Origin of the sequence: Rhizobium subbaraonis, assembly GCF_900220975.1 — a bacterium.
Lineage (GTDB): Bacteria > Pseudomonadota > Alphaproteobacteria > Rhizobiales > Rhizobiaceae > Mycoplana > Mycoplana subbaraonis.
The window spans coordinates 432,558-452,206 of sequence record NZ_OBQD01000002.1 but is presented as its reverse complement, the minus strand read 5'-3'; the positions used below and the strand labels follow the sequence as shown (position 1 = coordinate 452,206).

At 63.5% G+C, this 19,649-nt stretch carries 18 protein-coding genes and 1 pseudogene; 8 read left to right on the top strand and 11 right to left on the bottom strand.

What is annotated here, in order from left to right; genetic code table 11:
* Window position 1: 1 nt before the first annotated feature.
* From CRO48_RS04365 to minC, 4 genes are all read right to left on the bottom strand, one after another.
* Complete coding sequence (locus CRO48_RS04365; protein WP_097136659.1) at window positions 2-787, bottom strand: shikimate dehydrogenase family protein; 786 nt, start codon at window positions 785-787, stop codon at window positions 2-4.
* Window positions 788-1,027: 240 nt separating this feature from the next.
* Window positions 1,028-1,291, bottom strand: a complete 264-nt coding sequence (gene minE / locus CRO48_RS04360) for a cell division topological specificity factor MinE (protein ID WP_097136656.1) — start codon at window positions 1,289-1,291, stop codon at window positions 1,028-1,030.
* Window positions 1,288-2,103 carry a septum site-determining protein MinD gene (gene minD / locus CRO48_RS04355; RefSeq protein ID WP_097136654.1) on the bottom strand — a complete coding sequence of 272 codons (816 nt, stop codon included), beginning with the start codon at window positions 2,101-2,103 and terminating at the stop codon, window positions 1,288-1,290. Before minD ends, minE begins: the two co-directional genes overlap by 4 nt.
* A 32-nt stretch (window positions 2,104-2,135) precedes the next feature.
* Window positions 2,136-2,867, bottom strand: a complete 732-nt coding sequence (gene minC, locus CRO48_RS04350) for a septum site-determining protein MinC (RefSeq protein ID WP_097136784.1) — start codon at window positions 2,865-2,867, stop codon at window positions 2,136-2,138.
* Window positions 2,868-3,122: 255 nt separating this feature from the next.
* Here minC and CRO48_RS04345 point away from each other — a divergent pair, with 255 nt between their 5' ends.
* Window positions 3,123-4,145 carry an LLM class flavin-dependent oxidoreductase gene (locus tag CRO48_RS04345; RefSeq protein WP_097136652.1) on the top strand — a complete coding sequence of 341 codons (1,023 nt, stop codon included), beginning with the start codon at window positions 3,123-3,125 and terminating at the stop codon, window positions 4,143-4,145.
* A 120-nt stretch (window positions 4,146-4,265) separates the two neighbouring features.
* On the opposite strand, the gene CRO48_RS04340 is transcribed toward CRO48_RS04345, so the two are convergent.
* On the bottom strand, window positions 4,266-5,282 hold the full coding sequence (locus CRO48_RS04340) for a hypothetical protein (RefSeq protein ID WP_097136650.1): 1,017 nt from the start codon (window positions 5,280-5,282) through the stop codon (window positions 4,266-4,268).
* Window positions 5,283-5,757: 475 nt separating this feature from the next.
* Here CRO48_RS04340 and CRO48_RS04335 point away from each other — a divergent pair, with 475 nt between their 5' ends.
* Window positions 5,758-7,026, top strand: coding sequence for an ADP-dependent glucokinase/phosphofructokinase (locus tag CRO48_RS04335; protein WP_097136648.1), 1,269 nt, complete (start codon window positions 5,758-5,760; stop codon window positions 7,024-7,026).
* Between the two features lie 115 nt (window positions 7,027-7,141).
* Window positions 7,142-7,975: a DeoR/GlpR family DNA-binding transcription regulator gene (locus CRO48_RS04330; protein ID WP_097136646.1), complete on the top strand. Its 834-nt coding sequence runs from the start codon at window positions 7,142-7,144 to the stop codon at window positions 7,973-7,975.
* 9 nt (window positions 7,976-7,984) lie between these two features.
* On the opposite strand, the gene CRO48_RS04325 is transcribed toward CRO48_RS04330, so the two are convergent.
* On the bottom strand, window positions 7,985-9,217 hold the full coding sequence (locus CRO48_RS04325) for an ROK family transcriptional regulator (RefSeq protein WP_097136645.1): 1,233 nt from the start codon (window positions 9,215-9,217) through the stop codon (window positions 7,985-7,987).
* Between the two features lie 164 nt (window positions 9,218-9,381).
* On the opposite strand from CRO48_RS04325, the gene CRO48_RS04320 reads away from it, so the two are divergent.
* The 5 genes from CRO48_RS04320 (at window position 9,382) to CRO48_RS04300 (ending at window position 16,044) form a co-directional block, all read left to right on the top strand.
* On the top strand, window positions 9,382-10,950 hold the full coding sequence (locus CRO48_RS04320) for an FGGY-family carbohydrate kinase (protein ID WP_097136643.1): 1,569 nt from the start codon (window positions 9,382-9,384) through the stop codon (window positions 10,948-10,950).
* 150 nt (window positions 10,951-11,100) lie between these two features.
* On the top strand, window positions 11,101-12,102 hold the full coding sequence (locus CRO48_RS04315; protein WP_097136641.1) for a substrate-binding domain-containing protein: 1,002 nt from the start codon (window positions 11,101-11,103) through the stop codon (window positions 12,100-12,102).
* Window positions 12,103-12,335: 233 nt separating this feature from the next.
* Window positions 12,336-13,322, top strand: coding sequence for an ABC transporter permease (locus CRO48_RS04310; RefSeq protein WP_097136781.1), 987 nt, complete (start codon window positions 12,336-12,338; stop codon window positions 13,320-13,322).
* Entirely contained in the window at window positions 13,322-14,116 is a 795-nt protein-coding gene (locus tag CRO48_RS04305) for an ATP-binding cassette domain-containing protein (protein ID WP_097136639.1), read from the top strand. The genes CRO48_RS04310 and CRO48_RS04305 overlap by 1 nt, the downstream gene beginning before the upstream one ends.
* Window positions 14,117-14,310: 194 nt before the next feature.
* Window positions 14,311-16,044 (top strand): chemotaxis protein, encoded by a 1,734-nt coding sequence (locus CRO48_RS04300; RefSeq protein WP_097136638.1) that lies wholly within the window; start codon window positions 14,311-14,313, stop codon window positions 16,042-16,044.
* A gap of 12 nt (window positions 16,045-16,056) precedes the next feature.
* On the opposite strand, the gene CRO48_RS04295 is transcribed toward CRO48_RS04300, so the two are convergent.
* The 5 genes and pseudogenes from CRO48_RS04295 to CRO48_RS32795 form a co-directional block, all read right to left on the bottom strand.
* The gene (locus tag CRO48_RS04295; RefSeq protein WP_097136636.1) at window positions 16,057-16,767 is read right to left on the bottom strand and encodes a ParA family protein; all 711 of its coding nucleotides are present in this window, start codon (window positions 16,765-16,767) and stop codon (window positions 16,057-16,059) included.
* Between the two features lie 119 nt (window positions 16,768-16,886).
* Window positions 16,887-17,981 (bottom strand): protein-glutamate methylesterase/protein-glutamine glutaminase, encoded by a 1,095-nt coding sequence (locus CRO48_RS04290; protein ID WP_245423422.1) that lies wholly within the window; start codon window positions 17,979-17,981, stop codon window positions 16,887-16,889.
* A gap of 5 nt (window positions 17,982-17,986) precedes the next feature.
* Complete coding sequence (locus CRO48_RS04285; protein ID WP_245423421.1) at window positions 17,987-18,835, bottom strand: CheR family methyltransferase; 849 nt, start codon at window positions 18,833-18,835, stop codon at window positions 17,987-17,989.
* A gap of 14 nt (window positions 18,836-18,849) precedes the next feature.
* Window positions 18,850-19,344 carry a chemotaxis protein CheW gene (locus tag CRO48_RS04280; protein WP_407071887.1) on the bottom strand — a complete coding sequence of 165 codons (495 nt, stop codon included), beginning with the start codon at window positions 19,342-19,344 and terminating at the stop codon, window positions 18,850-18,852.
* Window positions 19,341-19,649, bottom strand: a pseudogene (locus tag CRO48_RS32795) (methyl-accepting chemotaxis protein); the annotation flags it as partial. The gene CRO48_RS04280 and the pseudogene CRO48_RS32795, both read right to left, overlap by 4 nt.

The window sequence follows — 19,649 nt, the reverse complement described above, 5'->3', positions numbered from 1 at the left end:
CTCACGTCCTGCAGAGATAGTCGACCATCAGATCGCGCACTTCGACGAACATGTCCGTGCCGGTAATGGCATTGCAGCCGATCGCGCGCGCTTTGGCGACGAGGGGCGAGATCGCCGGCTTGGTGATCACTTCACCAATGAACATGTCGGGTGTCAGCTTGTCGGCATCGAAGGGCAGCGGGTCGCCCTCCTTCATGCCGGCAGGCGTCGCGTTGACCACCACATCAAAACCGGTCGGATCGGCGCTGCCCGCCGTAATCTTTGCGAGGCCGAGCGAGGACAGCCGCTCGATCAGGCTTCCGCGCCGTGCGTCATCCATTTCGTGTATGGCCAGTTCGGCGACGCCGGCGAGAACGAGTGCGTGCGCGATCGCGCTGCCAGCACCGCCGGCGCCGGCAAGCAGCGCCCGCTTGCCTTCCAGCACGCAGCCGGCTTTCCGCAGGGCGGCGACATGGCCGATACCGTCGAACATGTCCCCTTCCCAACCGGTCTCGGTGCGGCGCAGCGTGTTGACGGCGCCGAGGAAGGCAGCTCGCTCGGAGAGCCGGTCCGCCATGGCGATCGCCGCGATCTTGTGCGGCACGGTGATGATGACGCCGTCGAGGTTCTCAAGCGTGCGGACACCGGCCCAGAATGTTTCGAGGTCCGCCGGCGCGACGCGCCCAGGGATGCAGATGGCGTTGAGACCCCGGGCCTGGAGCATGTCGGTGACGCCGGCCGGAGACTTGACCTGCGCGATCGGATCGCCAATCACGAAATGTAGGCGCAGGGCACCGTTGAGTTCCATATCCGTCTCCTCCAACGAAAATTGAATTTCATTCCACTATTGAATATAGATCAATAGTTATGCGGTCCAGCAAAATTTGAGGATGCAATGCGGAGGATGGCGGTAGCTCGCGGGGCGGCACCGAGAGGAAGGGGAAACGCGAAAAGGGCGGCCACCGCAAGACGCTGTCGAAGCGCTTTGCGGTGGCCGTCCTTGAGATCAGGTACTCACTGGCCGTAAGGATGCCGACCGTCTTCGGCCTCAGGCAGCGCGAACGGTGACGGTCACGGGGATTTCGATATCGACTTCGAGCGTCGTGACGTGCTCGCCGCGCTCCATCTTGACGCTGACCTTCTCGTCGTCGATCTCGACATGCTTGGCGATGACCGCAAGGATTTCCTCCCTGAGGATGGCGACGAGGTCCGATTGGCCCACCGATGCACGCTCATGCGCCAGCAGGACCTGCAAGCGTTCGCGCGCCGTGGGAGCGGAGTTCTGCTTGCGGAAGAGGCTGAAAATACTCATGCTGCCCTCCGTCCGAAAATCTTGCCCAGGAGCCCGCGCTTCTCGCCGGGAATGGTCATCGGGACGGTTTCGCCGGCAAGGCGGCGGGCGGCGTCGAGATAGGCAAGTGCCGGAGCGCTGCGGCTGTCCGCCAGCGTGACCGGGGCACCAATGTTGGACGCCTTCAATACGTCCATGCTTTCGGGCACGATGCCGAGCAGCGGAATGGACAGGATCTCAAGAACATCGTCGACCTTCAGCATGTCGCCGCGTTCGGCGCGGACGGCGTCGTAGCGCGTGAGCAGCAGATGCTTCTCCATGCGCTCGCCCAGCTCCGCCTTTTCGGTCTTGGAATCGAGAAGGCCGATGATGCGATCGGAATCGCGGACCGAGGAGACTTCCGGGTTGGTGACGACGACAGCCACGTCGGCGTGGCGCATGGCCAGCGTCGCGCCGCGTTCGATGCCAGCCGGGCTGTCGCAGATGATCCAGTCGAAGTGCCGCTTCAGATCGTTCATGACCTGCTCGACGCCTTCCGCAGTCAGGCTGTCCTTGTCGCGGGTCTGGGAGGCCGGCAGCAGGAAGAGCGTTTCCAGACGCTTGTCGCGGATCAGGGCCTGCGGCAGCTTCGCATCGCCCTGGATCACGTTCACGATGTCGTAGACGACCCGGCGCTCGGCACCCATCACCAGGTCCAGGTTCCGCAGGCCGACGTCGAAGTCGACCACCACGGTCTTCTCGCCGCGCTGGGCAAGCGCAGCGCCGAGGGCAGCGCTGGACGTCGTCTTGCCGACGCCACCCTTGCCCGATGTAACAACAACCACTTTCGCCATCTTCCCGCTCCTGTTGCTGGCCGGCAGCCGGCTCAGTTTAGTCTTTCCGCCTTGATCGAATCGCCGTCGAGCCAGAGCTGCACCGACTGGCCGCGCAGGTCGGGCGCCATGTCTTCGGCGGTCTTGTAGACGCCGTCGATTGCGAGCAGTTCCGCTTCCAGCCTGCGGCAGAAGATCCGCGCTGCCGCATTGCCCACCGAGCCCGCCAGCGCGCGTCCCCTGAGGGTGCCGTAGATGTGCACCGAACCGCCGGCGATAATCTCCGCGCCCGAGGCGACCGATCCGATGACCGTGACGTCGCCCTCGGGAAAGATGATCGACTGTCCGGAGCGCACCGGCTCCCTGACGATCATCGATGCCGGTGCCCGTATCGGTTGGGCCTCCGGTAGAGCAGCGGCAGCCTTCTCCGCGGCCGGCGCGGGTTCTGCCGCCGGCACTTCGACGTCCGGGGCCGGTCTGCCACCGCGCATGGCCGGCGGCATTCCGGGGCCCATGATCGATGGGCGGCCGCCCTCGATGCCCATGATGCGCACGTTCCGGTTTGCGAGCTCGGCGAGCAGGTCCTTCAACTGGCTCCGGTCGATGTCGAGCTCGGCGACGTCGAGCACGATCGGCCTTTCCAGGAAGAACCCCGCAGAACGACCGGCCAGATCGTCGAGCCGGGTGAGCCAGTCGTCGAGGGGCAGTTCCGGCGACAGCATCAGCGCAAGGAACGACCTACCCTTGATCCGGATTGAGCGAGCTTCTGTTAACACGTTGGAAATCTTCGTTAATTTTTCGTTCTCGATAGGTACGCGATTCACGGTTAACAAAAGGTTAACGGGCGGGTGACTTGCGTAACGAATGCGGTCCGGCGCATGTGCGCAAGTTATGCCCCCTCGGGGTGATGCGCAGCGGGAAGTTGCAGGCGCTGGTGCTGTTGGCTGAACAGTCCGTTCGCCATTGCCCGACTATTGCGCCTACGCCGCTTGTGGCAACAATGCGCGTAACACTCAATGAGAAGATCGGACAGCAACGTCATGAAGAAAATCGGTTTCCTTTCCTTCGGCCACTGGTCCCCCTCGCCACAGTCGCAGACCCGCTCCGCAGGGGACGCGCTGCTACAGTCCATCGATCTCGCCGTCGCCGCCGAGGAACTCGGCGCGGACGGCGCCTATTTCCGCGTGCATCATTTTGCCCGGCAGCTGGCATCGCCTTTTCCTCTTCTTGCGGCCGTCGGCGCGAAAACAAGCACAATAGAAATTGGCACTGCGGTCATCGACATGCGCTACGAGAACCCCCTCTACATGGCCGAGGACGCGGGAGCGGCCGACCTGATCGCCGGCGGACGGCTGCAACTGGGTATCAGCCGGGGCTCGCCCGAGCAGGTGATCGATGGCTGGCGCTATTTCGGATACCAGCCCGAGGATGGGAAGACCGACGCCGACATGGGCCGCAGCCATGCCGAAGTGTTTCTCGAGGCCCTGAAAGGGAACGGCTTCGCAAAGCCCAATCCGCGCCCGATGTTCCCCAATCCGCCGGGCCTGTTGCGGCTCGAGCCTCACTCGGAGGGTTTGGGAGAGCGCATCTGGTGGGGAGCCGGGTCGAATGCCACGGCCGTCTGGGCCGCCAGGCTCGGCATGAACCTGCAAAGTTCGACGTTGAAGGACGACGAGACGGGCGAGCCGTTCCATGTGCAGCAGGCCACGCAGATCCGCGCCTACCGCGAAGCCTGGAAAGAGGCGGGACATACGCGCCCGCCACGCGTTTCCGTCAGCCGCAGCATCTTTGCGCTCACTGACGATCGCGACCGTGCCTTTTTCGGACAGGGTGGCAAGGAGAGCGACTCGATCGGTTTCATCGATGAGAACACGCGGGCGATCTTCGGCCGTTCGTATGCGGCCGAGCCGGAAGCACTCGTCAGGCAGCTTGCGGAAGACGAAGCGATCGCCGAGGCTGATACCCTGCTTCTGACCGTTCCGAACCAGCTCGGCGTGGAGTATAACGCGCACGTCATCGAAGTGATCCTGAAGCATGTCGCACCGGCGCTCGACTGGCGATAAGGCGTGACGCGCAAGAGCGGGCCAATGAAGCGTGTCGCGTGGATCTCCTCTTTGACGCGGCATGCTTTCGCAGGCGGACGGTGCCGGCCACGCTTTTGAGCGTTGGCCGGCAGGCCACGGTCAGGCGGCCTTGGCGGCTGCGACCTTCAGAACGTCCTCCGTGATCTGCCGGTCGTCGACGAGCGCGCGTGTCGGCGTCAGGCCGAGTTTCTGCAACTCGCCGTGATAGGCGCGAACGGCTTCTTCCGGGCCGAGCGTACCGTCGGCGACGGCGCGCATCAGCACGATCAGATGCAGAGGCGCCTCGGCGAGGTTGATCTTGCGGCCAAAGAGCGCAAGTCGCGCGCCGTATCGTTCGGACTGGGCGACGAGCTCGAACGTGTCACGGGTGGTGCCGGCGCCGCCGCCCAGCACGCCGACGATGAGTTCGGAATCGAAGTTCACCAACTCTTCCAGCGCCTTCGGCCCGTTGTAGGGCGTCTTGAGGAACAGCGGGCGATCCGCGCGCGGCACGCTGGCGAGCGACTTGATGATATGGTCGTTCACGAACTCGCCGATCTGCTCGCGGTCAAGGCCGATGTCGACGCTCGGATTGAAGACCTCGTAGAAATACTTGAAATTGTTGCGCGCGGCTTCGGCGCGGAATTCGGCAAAGGCGTTCAGCGTTCGGACGTCGCGCTCGACGTCATTGCTGAACGAGACCGAATAGAGCGCGAGATCCGTCCCCGACGTCGGATAGTTGGCGATCGCGCGCGCCAGGTTTGCGTCGCGGAATGGCATCGACGGCGTCTGTGTATAGGTTCCGTGACGGACGGCGCCCCAGCACATCGTTTCCAGATTGCCGCGGATGGCGGGCTTCACCTCGCTGCCGAGGAAGGCGCCACGTTCGTCCAGAAGATCCAGATTGGATTGCGACACCAGCATGATGTCGACGATATCCTGCTGGATGATCTCTTCGATCTGGGCAATGAATTCCTGGCGGCTGCGGCGGCGCGGCGGCTTGACCGAATAGTCGAACCCCGTCGCGGTGACGCCGGCGCCGACATCGCTGTCCTTGGCGTCGGCAATGATGAAGTCGGTCGGCTTGTAGCGACCGGCGCGGATGTTCGCCAGCTTCCTGTCGAGTCTCGTGAGCATCGGTGTTCCTCGCTTTGGATCGTCTTGTTCTGCGTGGAGAGTTGGCCGTCCCCACTTTCTTGCTCCATAAGGAGAGAATTTCCATAATCTGTCAATAACTATCTATATCTCTCTAAGCGATGTTGCTGGATGCGGCCTGCCGTCTTCATCAATGCGCAGCGGCCGAGCGGATGTCTGAAAAAAATTAAATTAGGTCAATAAAATAGAGAAGATTCCGGAATCATCTCGGTGGCGTCAACGCCTCGAGAATCTGCACGAATTGCTGCCCGAAATGTCGAAGCACTGCCGGAAATCTCCGTCGAATTGCGTCGACTGTCGTGCCGTTGTCGGCCGAATCCGCCGCTTACAGCATTTTCGATGCGCGAATCTTCGCGTTTCCTGCGCAATATTCGCGCAATTGCGAATTCCGCATTGACGATATGGAAGAGAATGATAGCAATTGACGGCGTAGCCGGGTGAGGAGGAGTGCGCGGCAATGGGTGACGTCTTCAACGGGGCGTGGGCGGACCGCTATGCCGCCCTGTCCGAGCCGCAGACCGGTCCCCTCGGCAGGGCGGCCCTGTCCGAGGCTGGGCTCTTTCTCTGTGGCATAAGCGCCTGCATCGATGCACGCGTCGACATGCAGGATATCCAGCCGCTTCTGGACGCGCCCGCAGAGAGCCCGGCGGGGCAGCTTGCCAGTCTGCTGCTTGCGCGCGCCGGACGCGGCATCGGCGGCGAGGTGCGCTTCGATTGGGCGGACGGCCCGGCATGGCTCCGGGAGCGCCTCAAGCTCCGTTTTGCCCTGGGCGGGACTGGACCGCAGGCGGCCTGGGTTCTCGGACAGCTCGGCGTCCGGTCGCTGGTCGCCGTCGAGGATCGTCACGCGGCCATGCTGCGCGAGATCCCGAAAGGCGTCCTGCTCGCCGAGAAGGGCGCCTTGAAGACCGCCGATACCGTATCCGTTCGCGGCTCGCACATACCGGAGATTTTCATATTCGAGTTTACTGCCGGCCGGCCGATCGGCGGCATCGTGCCCATCCGCTCCTCACGGGTGATCGTCCGCTTTTGCGACCGTGGCATCCAGCTTGATGCAGAATTCGAGGCGATGTCCCGCCGTCTGGCGTCTTCGGCCGCGGCCGGTCTCTTGTCCGGGCTGAACGACGTGGCCGTGGATAAGGTTCGGACATCCAGCCGCCATGTCTTCGCTCTCAGTCGCGACTGGAAGGCGGCGGGCCTCGCAACAATTCACTTCGAGCTGGCCGGCTATGCGACGCGGCAGGCGATCGAAGACGTGCTTGCGGAAGCGGGCGGCGCCATCACATCGCTCGGCATGAGCCACTCGGAGCTACTCGCCATGGACCCCGAGGCGCATCATCCGATGGAAGCGCTGCTGGAGCTCGGTGAGCGGCTCGGTCTGGAGCGGGTCTGTGTCCATGCCGACACCTGGGCTGCCGCTGTGACGGTCAACGATCCGAAGGAAGAGGAACTGGCGCTGATGGCGGGCTGCGCGATCGCCAGCGCCCGGGCGGCGCATGGTGCGCCTGCCGGGACGATCGCCACCGATCCCGCAGCCGAATTCCACCCGGTGCCGTTCGAAAATTTCGTTCGCAAGGGTCGGTGGACTTTCGTCGCCTGCGCTTCACCCTATGTGGAAAAGCCCGCCACGACGCTCGGCCTTGGCGACAGCTTTACCGCCGGCTGCCTGCTCATCCTCGGCCGACATCGCAATGCCGCAGTTCGCCCTGCACTCCATCAGGCGTGAATGCGCTCGATCGCTGCCTCCCGATGGTAGATTGCGGCGAAGGAATTTGATAGAGATTGGCGGAATTTGATCCGCAATCGGCCGGCCGCAGGGCCGTCCACCAGCCAGGTGAAGCATGGAGTCTCCCAGCAAGCGCGTCGACATCGTCCCGGCAAAGCGCCGGGCACTGATTCTGGAGCACCTTCGCGTCAACGGCGCGGCCAGTATCCAGGAACTGGCCGATACGATCGGTGGTTCGCAGTCGACGGTGCGTCGCGACCTGGAACATCTGGTGGAGCGCGGCTATCTCGAGCGTACCCATGGTGGCGCCCATCTGCTGCAGCCGATGCGGGCGACCTTCGAGCGCGAGATGACCGTCAACGCGGCGCTGCAGCATCCCGAGAAGGTTGCCATCGGCCGCGAGGCTGCGCAAAGGCTGAGCGCTCGCGACAGCGTGATCTTCGACAGTTCCTCCACCGTGATGGAGGCTGTCCGGGCGGCGGCGGAGCGGGACCTGCCGCTGACCGTGGTTACGAACAGTCTGGAGATCGCCGACTTCGCCGCCGATATCAAATCCTGGCGAATCATCCTGCCCGGCGGCACGGTGCGCCCGGGCTATCGCCATCTGGCCGGCGAGCCTGGCGAGAGCTTCATCAAGACACTGCATGCCGATCTGTGCATGACCGGCGCGTCTGCGGTGACCGGTACCCTTCTGACGGAAACGTCGCTCGAGGTCGCCTCGCTGAAGCGCGCAATGATTGCTTCTGCCCGCAAGACCATCCTCCTTGTGGACAGCTCTAAATTCACTGCGCCCGGCTTCTGCACGCTCTCGGATATTTCCGAGATCGACGAGGTCATTACCGACGAGGGCATCACGCAGGACGCGCTCGGATCGCTCCGGGCGGCCGAGCGCAAGGTGACGATCGTTTCGTCGCGCCGCCTGGCGGGTGCGCCCCTCTTGGGCGGCTGAGATGCTCTTTCATCCCGCGTCGAGATATCGCGGTTCGGATTTCATCTTCAGGAAGCGCTTCATGAGCGCCTCGATGCGGGCCGGCGAGAAGACGTCGTCGAGCAGCAGATAGGCCGCACCGAAGATCGCGCTGTCTTCGCGCGAACCGGAGAGCACGATCGACAGGTCGCGCGTGGCAAGCGGCAGGCAGCGCTGGTAGACGAGTTCGCGAATGCCGGAGAGCAGAAAATCGCCGCCGCGGGCAAGTGTGCCGCCGACGACGATCAGGCTCGGATTGAGGATGCTGACCGCGTCCGAGACGGCTTCGCCGATCGTCCGCCCTGCGGCACGCAGCAGCATGATCGCTTCCGGCTTCTGCTGTTCGACGAGATCGATCACGTCGCGCGCCGTCTCGGCCACGAAACCCCGGGCTGAAAGGTCGCGGGCGATCGCCCAGCCCGCAGCGCGCGCCTCGACGCAGCCGAATTTGCCGCAGCGACAGAGCGGGGCGTCCGGGGAGGGAAACTGGATATGGCCGATATCGCCGGCGGCACCCTGTGCGCCACGGAAGATGCGGCCGCCGGCAATCATGCCGCTACCGATGCCCGTGCCGATCTTGACGAACAGGATATCGTCGGCCGCGGGGAAATTCCGCCGGTACTCATAGATGGTCATCAGGTTAACGTCGTTTTCGACATAAACCGGGACGACGAAGCGATCGTGGAGCCGGCCGATGATATCGAACTCATCCCAGCCGGGCAGCACCGACGGCCCCACGACCCGACCGCGCTTGAAGTCTACCGGCGTCGGCAGGCTCAGGCTTATTCCAAGAAGCGGGGCGTCGTTTTTCCCTGCTTCTGATGCCAGGAGGGCAAACGCTTCTGCCATCTGAACCAGCGTGGCTTCCGGCCCGCTCTCGATATCGAAGGGCAGCGTGCGCTCGACGATGACGGCGGGGGTAAGATCCATCGCGGCTAAATGGATGTGGGTTTCGCCGATGTTGGCGACCAGCATGAAACCGGCGGCGGCGTTGACTGCAAGCATCCGGGTCGGGCGGCCGCCGCTCGGCAGCGTCCGTTCGGTCTCGCGCACGAGTCCGCAGGCCATCAATGCATTGAGGCGTTGGGTAACGGTCACGCGGGATAGGCCGGACGCCTGCAACAGCTCGGCGCGTGAGGACGCCGCCCCGGTCGCAATCAGCGACAGGATGCCTCCGGCATTCTCGAGTGCCGCCAGATCTGCGCTGTTTGGCATCTTTCCCATTCACCTCTTCCGTTGATTGACCGCTCTAGCGGCAAAGCGTGCAGAGATAAAGGCATTCCTGCAGAGTGGGACAATTATTATGTAAAAAATCTTACATAAGATAGACAAATATGGTCGCTTTTATATAGATATGCACTGCGCGCCGTGTGCGCGGGAGGAATGACATGACAAAGTCGTACATCGTCGGGCTGGACTACGGCTCGGAGTCGGCGCGCGGCGTCTTGATCGATACCGCGACGGGTGCGCAGGTCGGTAGCCACGTCCACGCCTACCGAAGCGGCATCATGACCCGCAGCCTGGGGGACGGCACGCCATTGCCTGCGAACTTCGCGCTTCAGGACGCCGACGACTATGTGGAGGCGGCCGTCGAAATCCTGTCGCGACTTGGTCGCGGGAGGCTGGTGGAAGGCATCGGCATCGGCTTTACCGCAAGCTCCCCGCTGCCGGCGCTTTCGGACGGAACGCCCTTGTCGCGGCTTTATCCCCATGAACCAGATGCCTATGTGAAGCTCTGGAAGCACAATGCCCAGTGCTATGCCGACGCCATCAATGCCCGGGGTGGGCCGTTTCTCGACAATTTCGGCGGACGCGTTTCCGGCGAATGGCTGCTGGCAAAGGCTGCCCAGATTGCGGCGGAAGCCCCGCAGATTTGGGCTGCGACCGAGCGCTTCATCGAGGGCGGCGACTGGCTCGTCTGGCAACTGACTGGCAAGGAGGCGCGCGGCCTCGGCTTTGCCGCCTACAAGGCGCAGTACAGCGTGGCGAGAGGCTATCCGGTGGGGCTGGTCGATGGCCTGGAAAGTCGTCTTTCGGCGCCCCTGCCCGTCGGATCTGCTGCTGGCCCGCTTTCGCAGGAGTGGCGTTCGCGAACGGGTATTCAGGGGAACGCCATCGTCGCTGTCGCTGTCATCGATTCCCATGTCGTTCTGCCGGCGATCGGCGCGACTGCATCCGGCTGTTTCGTCGGGGCGCTCGGCACGTCTGCGGCCTATCTCTATCTCGGCGCCGAGCCTGCCCCGCTTCCTCGGGGTATCGAGGGCATGGCGTTCGACGGATCGATGCGGAACCTGTGGTGCTACGAGGCCGGCCAGGCCAGCTTCGGGGATACGCTCGGCTGGTTCGTCAGGACGTTTCCGCGGGGCGCAAACATGGCCGAGAGTTTCGAAGCCTACAATGGCGAGGCGGCCGACCTTGGCCCTGCAGCGGGCCGCCTCGTGGCGCTGGATTGGTGGGGCGGCAATCGCGTGCCCTTTGCGGACGGCAATCTGGCCGGGCTATTGGTCGGGATGACGCGGGAGACGACAGCCGCCGAAATCTATCTGGCGCTGATCGAATCCCTGTGCTTCGGAGCGCGAAGTGTGCTCGACCTCTTCATGGACAACGGGCTGACGCCGGATCGGGTGCTGATGACCAGCGGTCTGGCGCGCGCCAATCCCCTGCTGATCCAGATCATGGCCGACACTCTCCGGCAGCCGATTGAAATTCCACAGATCGAGAACGCGACGGCGGTTGGAGCGGCGATCCATGGCGCCGTGGCGGGCGGTGTCGTCGCCGATTACACGGAAGGAGCGTCGCGCTTCGGCGCCCGGGCGATGACGCATACGCTTCCGCGACCGGCCCACGCGGATGCCTACAGGTCCGGCTACGAAATCTATCGCGATCTGTGTGGACAGAGCGCCTTGCGGGTAAGCATGCATGCCCTGCGGCGTCTGCGCGCAGCACCGCAGGGATGATTTGTATATTTTGAACAAAAATATACAAAACTATCTTTATATCATTTGACTTTATCCAAAAGAGATGAGCTAATCCCAATCGGCCTTTGAGGAGAGGCTAGGGCCGCGGAGCGAAAAGCTGTGCGGGATCGTTGAATTTGGGAGGTTTTCATGTCGTTTCGCAGCAGTCGCACACCCGTGCGCTTCAATAGCTTGTTTGCCGGCATCAGCGCGATTGGCCTCATGCTCGGCGTATCGACCGCTTCGGCGGAAGAGGTCATCGTCGGCCTCGTCACCAAGACCGAGGTGAACCCGTTCTTCGTCAAGATGCGCCAGGCCGCAGAAGCCCGCGCGAAGGAAAAGGGTGCCAAGCTGATCGCCCGCGCCGGCAAGTTCGACGGCGACAATGAAGGTCAGGTTGCTGCCATCGAGGATCTGATCAGCGCTGGCGCCAAGGGGATCCTTGTCACGCCGAACAACTCGTCGGGCATGCTCGACGTCATCAAGAAGGCCCGCGATGCTGGCGTTCTCGTTATCGCGCTTGATACCGCTACCGATCCCGCCGAGGCCGTTGACGCGACCTTCGCAACCGACAATTTCGAAGCCGGGGTGCAGCAGGGCGCCTATGCGCGCAAGGCGATGGGCGACAAGAAGGCGGTCGTGGCGATGCTGGACGGCACGCCGGGCGGCACGGTCGATACCTTCCGCCATGACGGCTACCTGAAAGGCTTCGGCATCGCCGAAGGCGATCCGTCGATCGCCGGCGCTGCCATCACCAACGGGGCGCAGGACAAGGGCCAGATCGGCATGGAGAACCTGCTGTCCAAGAACGGCGACATCAATGCCGTCTACACGATCAACGAACCGGCGGCCGCCGGCGCCTATGCGGCGCTGAAGGCGTTCGGCAAGGAAGGCGACGTCATGCTGACCTCGATCGACGGCGGTTGCGCCGGGGTGCGGGATGTCAAGGATGGCAAGATCGCCGCAACGGTCATGCAGTTCCCCTACAAGATGGCCTCGATGGGTGTCGATGCCGTGGTCGAATACGCGTCTTCGGGCAAGAAGCCGAGCGGGTTCGTCAATACCGGTTCGTTCCTGATCACCGACAAGCCGGTGGACGGACTGGAATCCAAGGACACCGCATGGGGCCTCGAAAACTGCTGGGGCGACTGATCGCCGGCCTCCCAAGCGGGATCATGGCCACCGGTGCGTCCTTGCGAAAGCGTGGATCGCATCCGGCGGGCCATGATCCCGACCGGGGTGTCGACTGATCGGGCGGCCCTGTGTTCCGGAGTTTTTAGGCCGATCCGTCGGTTTCCGAGCTTCGGGGCCTGGTTGCCTCCAGCATGCCATGTGGCCGGCGGAAACGGGCCGGCTGCAGGGTTTCCGTGAAGCATGAGGTTTTCATGAGCACAGCCACCATTGCATCGCAGCAGGACACGCCGAGCCTCAAGGCCCGCATCCTGGGGACGCCTTCCGTCGGGCCACTTCTGGTTCTCGTCGGGTTCTGCGTCATCTTCGCGTTGACCAATCCGCGCTTCCTGGCGACCCAGAACATCTCGATCATTCTGCAGCAGACGGTCATCATCGGCACGCTCGCGATCGGGCAGACGCTGGTGATCCTGACCGCGGGTATCGACCTTGCCGTCGGAGCGATCTGCGTGCTGGGCACCATCGTCGCCGGGAAACTGGTCAATCTCGGCTATGATCCCGTCTTGTCGATGGGTATCGCCGTTCTGCTGTGCACCGGTGCCGGACTGGCGGCTGGCTCGCTCATCGCCGGCCTGCGTCTGCCTCCCTTCATCGTGACGCTTGGCATCCTCGGCATTCTGACGGCGGCCCTGCGCCTGATTTCGGAGGGCGGCGCCTTTCCGGTCCGCGACCCCTTCCTTGCCTGGACGGGCAATACGATGAAGGTCGGCGGCTTTGTGCTGACCTATGGCATCCTCATCATGCTCGCCCTCTATGGCTTCGTCTGGTACCTGCTGAACCAGACGAAATGGGGCCGGCATGTCTATGCCATCGGCAATAATCCGGAGGCAGCGCGCCTCGTCGGCATCCCGGTTCGCCGCCACCTGCTTTCCGTCTATCTGCTCGCCGGCTTTATCTACGGCGTCGCTGCCTGGCTGGCGCTCGGCCGCATCCCCAACGCCGATCCCAATGCGATGCAGACGGCAAACCTCGATTCCATCACCGCCGTCGTCATCGGCGGCACCAGCCTGTTCGGCGGCCGGGGCGGCCTGATCGGGACGCTGATCGGCGCCCTGATCGTTGGCGTGCTGCGCAACGGACTGACGCTCGCGGGCATCGATCCGCTCTGGCAGGACCTCGTGACGGGCATCCTCGTCATCATTGCCGTTGCGCTCGACCAGATGTCGCGGAGGAGAAGCTGATGTCCGCCGATAGCTTGACCAGGGTTGCCCCGGACGCCACTTCCCGCGTCGTTCTCGAAGCGCGAAACGTGGTGAAGACCTACGGCCACGTGACGGCGCTCGACGGCGTCGACTTCGAGTTGCGGGCGGGCGAAATCCTCGCCGTGGTCGGAGACAACGGCGCGGGCAAGAGCACGCTGATCAAAGCGCTGACCGGCGCCGTTCACCCCACAAGCGGCGAAATCCTGCTGGACGGCGCGCCGGTACACTTCAAGGGGCCGCTCGACGCGCGCCACGCCGGCATCGAGACGGTCTACCAGGACCTCGCCATGGCGCCGGCACTCGACATCGCGTCCAACCTGTTTCTCGGCCGTGAGCTGCGGTGCCAGGGCGTCTTGGGCAGCGTCTTCCGCCGGCTGGACAAGAAGCGGATGCGCGAGGAGGCCCGCCGTGCAATGAGCGAGCTGAAGTTCCGGCTGCCCTCCATCGGCAATGCGGTCGAGGCGCTTTCGGGAGGACAGAGGCAGGGCGTCGCCGTCGCCCGCGCCGCACTTTTCGCCCGCAAGCTGGTCATCATGGACGAGCCGACGGCAGCGCTGGGTGTGCGCGAGACGGGGCAGGTGCTGGAGTTGATCCGGTCGATTCGCGAGCGCGGCCTGCCCGTCGTCCTCATCAGCCACAACATGCCGAACGTTTTCGAGATCGCCGACCGGATTCACGTCATGCGCCTCGGCCGCCGTGCTGCGGTGGTGACGCCCCAGTCCCACTCGATGAACGACGTCGTCGCGATCATGACCGGTGCTGCCGCCGCATAACTTGCAGACGCGAAGACAGTGTTGGTCTCGTTCGCAGTTCAATGAAAAACGACCAGCGGGGCCTCTCCCTACGCAGGCCCCGTCCGTAAGACGCTTGGGGGCGGAGCGCAGGAAACTGTTAAGGCTGCGTCTTTACCGGACGTTTCGCCTTTGTCCCTACATCTGCAATTGTAACAAATTGGCGGGGCGGGAACGTGGCACTGGCACTCAAGACATCTTCGCATGCGGTCTCGTTAAGCGACTCGCTGGACGAACGGCTTTCGGTCGCTCACAAGCGTATCGAGACCGCATTTCTGGAGGGCGGATCGACACTGGTGTCGGTCATGGAGATGGTCACCGGCCTGATCGGGACACTGAACCGATTCACCCAGACACTCGATGCCGATACGGCCGACTCGACCATCGCGGGCCTGGAGCGGACCGTTTCGGAGCTGGCGATGCTGCCTGACCTTGCGGCTGCGCGGCATGATTCCTTCGACGAGATCGCCCAGCTGTGCGCCGACGCCTTCCGCCACGTCGAGGACATGCGTGAGACGTTCCGCTACCTGAAGGTCTTTGCGACGACGGTGAAGATCACGGGCGCGGGTATCTCCGAGTTTGCCGAATTCGCCGACGAAATCCGCGACCGCATCCATTCGGGCGCCGACGAGATCAATCATTTTGCCGTCGAACTGGAGAAGATGCAGACGGAGCTGGGGAATGCTCGTGGCCTTGCTGCCGGCATCCTGGGCGATTTCCGCAAGACGATCCCGGAGATCGTCGCCAATCTTGGCGAAAATGCCCGCCGCATGCGGACACAGCATGAACAGATGGCCAAGATCGCCACCGAGGCACGCAGCGTCGCCGAGGCGGTGCAGCGCAAGATCGCAACCGCCCTCTCGGCTTTGCAGATCGGCGACATCACGCGCCAGCGGATCGAACATGTACAGCAGAGCTTCGTGATGCTCGACCAGTACGCGGACACCGATGACGGACGCGCACTTTCCGACGCGGAGCATGTGGGCGTCAAGGCGGCCGTCTTCCACCTGGCCTATGCGCAGCTCGATGAGACGCTTTCCGAATTCCGCGAGAAGTGCGCAAGCATCTTTACCACAATCTCGTCCTTCAGCTCCGACGCTTCCCGAATCCTTGCGCTGCGCGAAGACCTGTCGGGATCTCGCTCTGCAGAGGGGGGGCGCGTGCTCGTGATGATGAACCGCGATCTCGGCCACGCTTGCGAGCTCGTGCACGGCGTCGAGGGACGCAGCGCACAGTCGACCGCGCTGGCGGGTTCCGTGGTCGGAGCCGTCCACTCGCTCATCACGTCGATCGAGACGATCCGCGGCATCAAGACCGATATCAGCTACATGGCGCTGAATTCCAACCTGCGGTGTTCGCGCCTGGGCGATGAAGGCCGGTCCGTCAACGTCGTCAGCGGCGAACTGCGCAACTTCGCTGCCAAGCTGGAGACGCCCGCCGACGAGGTTGTCGATCGGATGCATCGTGTGGAAAGGGCGGCCGAGGCGCTGAACTCCGGCTCCGGCAGCCATCTTGAAGACATCGGCCTGCCTCTGGCCAATGCGCGCGATGCGATTGCGGCCGTCTCCGACGAAATGGAGCAGAGCCTTGCAGCCCTCGGAGAAGAAGGAAATGCGGTCTTCAGCCGCATTGCGGCGGCCGTGCGTTCGCTCGACTTCGAAAACAGCCTTGGCGAGGTGCTCGACGAATGCGTCGCGATCGCCGGAGAAATGGCGATGGATGCCGGCACCCCTGCCCCGCCGCCTTCAAGCGCGGACCTGAGCAACCGGATCTATGCGATCTATACGATGGTCCACGAGCGCAACATCCATGCGGCGATCTTCCCCGCGGACGGGCAGGAAACCTCCGATCCGTCCGAAGAGCGTTCGACGCAGAGCGACGAAGAGTTTTTCGACGATGCCCTCTTTTGAGACAGGAGCGCTTTAAGCCGCGCTTGCGTGGGCGAAGGCTGCCATCTGCATCGGCACGAAGCGCGGGACGACCAGCGCCTCCACCTCGTCGGCATAGCGCTCGGCGTTGAGGATGGCCTTGTCGAGGTTGCTGACCCTGTCCGGGTTCATCCGGTGGAGGAAGGTCTTGTACTCGAACATGTCGCGATAGGCCGAACGCTCGATGATCGGCGTGTCCAGCATGCGGACCTGGCGCTCGGAAAGCAGCTGTTTCACAGCTTGCAGGGCGCGGGTGGTGACAAGTGAATTGACGCGCGACAGCAAGACTGCGTGCGGGATGCTGATCTGCGCCTTGCGGTCGAGATAGCCGAGAAGTTCGAGCACCTGCGCTCCGCCCTGCGCGTCCATCGAACTGCCCTGGATCGGGATGATGACGAAATCCGAAAGTCCCAGAGCCGTGGCGAGCAGCGGCGACTGTGCGCCGGGGAGATCGACGATCACATAGTCGCTTTTCGGGCGGTACTCGGCGATCGTTCGCGCCAGTGCCGTCAGCGACACGTAGGTTGCCACGGTCAGGTTCTGTACCGGCTCTGCGCCTTCGAACCAGCGGGAGATCCAGCGTTGCGGGTCGGTATCGACGATTGCGACGCGGTTGCCGCGACGCACCAGTTCGGTGGCGAGCAGAAGAACGGCAGTGGTCTTGCCGGCGCCGCCCTTGGTATTGGCGAATGTGATGGTGGGCATCGGCGAACCTCGCACTGTTCTGCAGAGCAAATCATCGCTCGTATCGAAGCACCTACCCCATGGTGCCGGCTGATATTCGGCCAACATGGTTAACTGGCGGTAAATCCGCCGCCTCGCCGTTAGCGTCTGCGGTCTTCCGCAAGGATTTCCGGGGCGATCTGGCCAAGTGGCACGATGCGGTCTACGCCGCCGCGCGCAATCGCCTCCTTCGGCATGCCGAACACCACGGATGTCGCTTCGTCCTGTGCGACCGTATAGGCGCCGGCCTGGTGCATCTCGAGCATCCCGCGGGCGCCGTCGTCGCCCATGCCGGTCATGATCACTGCCATGGCGTTTGAGCCGGCAGAGCGGGCGGCAGAGCGAAACAGCACGTCCACGGACGGGCGATGGCGCGAGACGAGCGGCCCCGTGCGGACCGAGACGTGATAGCGGGCTCCCTGCCTTTCGAGGAGCATGTGGCGGTCGCCAGGCGCGATCAGCACATGGCCGCGCAGCACCGGGTCGCCGTCGGCAGCCTCCTTGATCTCGACTTCGCAGAGATCATTGAGGCGGCGGGCGAAGGCGGCGGTGAACCGTTCGGGCATATGCTGAACGATGACGATGCCGGGCGAATTGGCCGGCAGCTTTTCCAGCATTTCCCGCAGCGCTTCCGTACCGCCGGTCGATGCGCCGACGCAGACCACCATTTCGGTCGTCCGGGCCATGGCTTTGCCGGAAGGCGGCGGCAGCATCACGTCGGCGGTCAGTTTTTGCGCGGGACCCGACGCCGAGGCGGACCGGGCGGTGCCCGTCGGGCGCTGGCGCAGCCGGGCCTGGGCTGCGCTCTTGACGACCTCGCAGATGCGGCTCGCCTGCTCGGCGAGATGGTCGGCGGCGGCAATCTTCGGCTTCAGGATGACATCGACCGCGCCGGCTTCCATCGCCTGCATCAGTGTCTCCGTCCCCTGCTCGGTAAGCGAGGAGCACATGACGACGGGGATCGGCTTCTGCGACATCAGCTTGCGAAGAAAGGTGATGCCGTCCATGCGCGGCATCTCGACGTCGAGGGTAATGACGTCGGGAATTTCTTCCTGGATACGCTTCGCCGCAATGAACGGGTCGGAGGCGGTGCCGATCACCTCGATTTCCGGATCGGACTGGAGAACGGACGTCAGCGTCTGCCGGACGCTGGCGGAATCGTCAATGACGAGGACACGAACTTTTCGGGCGGTCACTATGCTCATTCCCTGATGAATACGGTGTTTGCAAGCTGGCGGACGGGCAGGTCCATCGCCGTGATCGATTCGGAATGGCCGATGAAGAGATAGCCGCCGGGCAGCAGGCACTCGCACAGCCGCGTCAACACCTGCACCTGCGTCTTCTTGTCGAAGTAGATGAGCACGTTGCGGCAGAAGATCATGTGCATGGGCTCGCCGACCTTGTAGAGCGGATCCATCAGGTTGAGCCGCATGAAGCCCACCTTGGTGCGCAGATGCGGTGCAATGCGTACGACACGCCGGCTCGGATCCTTCGCTTCCATTACGTAGCGGCGCATCATTTCCTGCGGAACGGGCTCTGCCATTTCGGAGGGAAAAATGCCGCGGCGGGCACGGTCGAGAACCTCGGTCGAAAGGTCGGTCGCCAGGATCGAATAGTCCGGGCCGGCGGAGTTCTGGCGGAAATCCTCCAAGACCATCGCCATCGTGTAGGGCTCTGCGCCGATCGAGCAGGCAGAACTCCAGGTGCGAATGCGCCGCACGCCCTTGCTTTTCAGGTCGGGCAGCGCCACGTCGCGAAGGTAGTCGAAATGGTTGGGTTCGCGGAAGAAGTCGGTCTTGTTGGTGGTGACGACGTCGATGAGGTAAATGGACTCGCGTGCGAGCCCGTCCCTGTCGAACAGGAAGTCGCAATACTGGTCGAATGTGTTGAAGCCGGTCGCCCGGAGCCTTCGGCGCAGGCGACCCTCCAGCATCGTGATCTTGCTGGGCGGCATCTTGATGCCGCTGTAGTCGAAGATGTAGGTGGACAGCCGCTTGAAGTTCCGCGAACTCAGGCGGTCGTGATAGGCCAAGGCGGTTGCTGCAGACACTGTGTGGAGCCTCTTCAGGCGGCCGCGTTGTTTGCTACGGAAGCAAGAGCGGGCCCACTGTCGGAAAATAGCTGGGCGAGGTTGATGACGACGACGAAATCGCCCTGCCGACGAACGACGCCCTCGATATATTCGGAGCGCCAGCGCACACCGATGTCGGGGGCGCTTTCGATCGCATCCTGCCGGAACGGCGTGACCTCGAAGACCTTGTCCGCGACAAGACCGAGGGTGAGAATGCGCTGTCCCAGCGGGATGTCGAGGACAAGGACACGGGTGTGCGGCGTCTTCTCCGTCGCCGGCATGCCCAGACGCAGCCGGAGATCGACGATGGGAACGCCCTGGCCGCGGACGTCGCGTAGGCCGAGCAAGTAGCTCGGCCCATGCGGGATCTTGAAGGCGTCCTCGTGGTCCAGGATTTCCCGGACCACGCCGACAGGCACTGCGAATACCTCGTCGCCGAGCGCAAACGTCACGAACTGGGATTCAGCGTCGTTGGAGATCATGGTCATGCGCTCTGCCGGAAGTCGGAATCTTCGCTGTCGGGGCCGCCCATCGACATGTCGAGCGCGAAGCCCTTGGCGCGGGCCTGCTGGGCGGCAACGGTGTGGCCCGCGGGCTTGTGTGCCGGAGCATGCGCCGTCTTGGTTGCGGCCGCAGGGCGCACGGCCTGCCGGACGGGCGCCGCCTGCGCCTGACGCGTGTGTGCGGTGTCGATCCGGAAGAAGGCGATCGAGGCCTGAAGCTCTTCTGCCTGGGCGGCGAGCTCTTCAGACGTTGCCGACATTTCTTCCGAGGCGCCGGCGTTTTGCTGGGT